Genomic DNA, 2925 nt, shown 5'->3' on the forward strand with positions numbered 1-2925 from the left:
GCGCAGRCGTTCAACCTCTCGCACCTGARGGSCTCGGCGGCGGTGCGGGCTACAGCTCGGCCGCCGCCGAGCCCTTCAGGTGCGAGAGGTTGAACGTCTGCGCCATCTTGCGGTAGCCCGCGTCGGACGGGTGCAGGTGGTCGCCCGAGTCGTACGGGGCGCGCAGGCTGCGCGGGTCGTACGGGTCGCGCAGGGCGCGGTCGAAGTCGACGAAGTCGTCGAAGACCTTGCCGGAGCGGATCTGCTCGTTCACCGCCGTGCGGACCGCTTCGAGGCCCGGTTCGTATCCCCGGTGGCCGCCGAAGGGCATCAGCGTGGCGCCGACGACGCGCAGGCCGCGGGTGTGCGCCTGGCGGGTCAGCTCGCGCAGGCCCTCGACGATGCGGTCGGGGTCGTTCTGGTGCGGGTTGCGCAGGATGTCGTTGACGCCGAGGGCGATGACGACCGCCTTGACGCCCGTGCGGTTCAGGACGTCGCGGTCGAAGCGGGACAGGCCGCTCGGGTTCACCGCGGGCCGTCCGTTGCCGTCGGAGAGGATGCGGTTGCCGCTGATGCCCTGGTTCACGACGCCGTAGCGCGGCGCGCCCGTCTCCTCGCGCATGCGGTCGGAGAGCACGTCGGTCCAGCGGCGGTTGGCGCCCATCGTGGAGGAGATGCCGTCGGTGATGGAGTCGCCGAGGACGACGACGGTGCCGTCGGTCTCGTTGCTCAGCACGTCCACCGCTGCGAGGTAGCGCCAGAACGGGCTCTGCTCGGTGTAGGCGTCGCCATTGGGGTCCTCGGCGCGGTCGCCCTCCGCCACATAGCTGATCTGGCGGGCGTGCGGGTGGTAGGTGACCGGGCCCGACGGGGTAGGCGAGTACGTGGTGACGAGCAGGTCGGCGTCGTGCGGCACGCGGAGCCTGGCCGCGTCGCTCATCACCTGGGCGCCCGGCGGGATGACCACCGAGGTGTTGCCGTTGAAGCTGAGGCGGCGCAGCGTGCCGGGCGCGGCGGCCGGGTCGTTCGTCGCGGAGGCCACGGCGATGGAGGCGTGCGTGATGCTGAGCGGCGTGGTGCCGTACAGGTTGGAGAGGGTGATGCGGGCGCTGGCTCCGCCGACGCTGGTGTGCACGACGTTACGGATGGAGCGGCCCGCGAACCCCTTCTGCTCGGTGCCCGGTTCGGCGCCGGCGGGAGAGGCGGACCAGGAGCCGACCCAGGTGCCCGCGGAGGCGGGTGCGGCGGAGTTGCGGGGGGAGCGTCCACCCGCGTTGATGGTGTCCCGCGCGTCGTCGTCGGTGCCGGTGACACCGAGGTATATGGCGGCGGAGACCACCACTATGACCGCGAGGACCGCGGCGAGAAGGGCATAACCGTGTCGCTTGGTCATGCGGGATCTTTCTCCTCGGGCAGGGGGAGCCCCGAGGCTCCGGTGTGATCACCCCATGATGCGGCATGGGCCGTGAGGCGGCCGACACTGCCCCCCTCCGCCTTATCAGACGCCGGGAACTTGTCGTTCGTTCCAGGAGTAGGTCAGGAAGGGACGAAGAACACACAGGACACGGAGACGATGCGGATGAGGACGAGGCGGACGGGTCGGGTGGTGTGAGTGGATCGCACAAACGCGGAGGAAGCGACGGAATCGGACAAGGGGCGCGCCGGGCGGCGTGACCCTCACGCCGGGCGGCAGGCTCCCTCCGATGGCGTAACCGGTCCGAGCGGTCCCGTGGGCCCCGGCGGCTTCACGTACAGCGCCGCCGACGAGGAGAAGCGGCGCGGGGTGCGCCGCATGAAGCTGACGGCCACGGGCCTGCTCGTCTTCGTGGCGGTGGTGTACGTCCTGGCGAAGTGGGCGCAGCACGCGGGCGCCGGAGCCTGGGCGGGCTATGTGGCGGCGGCGGCCGAGGCGGGCATGGTCGGCGCCCTCGCCGACTGGTTCGCGGTGACGGCGCTCTTCAGGCACCCGCTCGGCCTGCCCATCCCGCACACGGCGATCATCCCGAACAAGAAGGACCAGCTGGGCGCCTCCCTCGGCGATTTCGTGGGGGAGAACTTCCTCTCCGGCGAGGTCGTCCGCGCCCGTCTGCACTCGGTGGGCATCGGCGGCCGTCTCGGGACCTGGCTCGCCGACCCGGCCCACGCCGACCGGGTCACCGCCGAGCTGGCGACGGCGCTGCGCGGCGCCCTCACCGTGCTGCGCGACTCCGACGTCCAGGCGGTCGTGGGGGAGGCGATCACGCGCCGTGCGGACGCCCGGGAGATCGCGCCCGGCCTCGGCAAGATGCTGGAGAAGGTCGTCGCCGACGGCGGCCACAAGCGCGTCGTCGACCTGGTCTGCGTCCGGGCCCACGACTGGCTGGTCGAGCACGCGGACTCGGTGATGGTCGCCGTGGAGGGCGGCGCCCCCGGCTGGACCCCGCGGTTCGTCGACAAGAAGGTCGGCGAGCGGGTCTACAAGGAACTGCTGCGCTTCGTCACCGAGATGCGGGACATGCCCGAGCACCCCGCGCGCGGCGCCGTCGACCGCTTCCTCGCCGACTTCGCCGCCGACCTCCAGTCCGACTCCGACACCCGGGAGCGCGTGGAGCGCCTCAAGCGGGAGATCCTGGCGCGCGGCGAGGTGCAGGACCTGATCGCCTCCGCCTGGTCCTCCGTACGCGCGATGATCGTGGCCGCCGCCGAGGACGAGCGCAGCGAACTGCGGCTGCGGGTGCGGGCGTCGCTGCTCTCGCTCGGCGCGCGGATGGCCGAGGACGGGCGGCTCCAGCAGAAGGTGGACGGCTGGGTCGAGGGCGCCGCGGTGTACGTGGTGACGACGTACCGCGACGAGATCACCTCGCTCATCACCGACACCGTGGCGGGCTGGGACGCGGAGCACACCTCGAAGAAGATCGAGGCCCACATCGGCCGCGACCTCCAGTTCATCCGGATCAACGGCACGGT

General features: G+C 71.8%; 2 protein-coding genes. One reads left to right on the forward strand and one right to left on the reverse strand.

Annotation, left to right across the window (positions count from 1 at the left end):
* Positions 1-49: 49 nt before the first annotated feature.
* Positions 50-1372, reverse strand: coding sequence for an SGNH/GDSL hydrolase family protein (locus AB8Z36_RS34875; RefSeq protein ID WP_369217396.1), 1323 nt, complete (start codon positions 1370-1372; stop codon positions 50-52).
* Positions 1373-1708: 336 nt separating this feature from the next.
* Between AB8Z36_RS34875 and AB8Z36_RS34880 the strand changes: the two genes are divergently transcribed.
* A partial coding sequence (locus AB8Z36_RS34880) for a DUF445 domain-containing protein (protein ID WP_369217397.1) occupies positions 1709-2925 on the forward strand: 1217 nt, incomplete at its 3' end.

The sequence above is a fragment of the Streptomyces flavofungini genome (assembly GCF_041028215.1).
GTDB lineage: Bacteria > Actinomycetota > Actinomycetes > Streptomycetales > Streptomycetaceae > Streptomyces > Streptomyces flavofungini_B.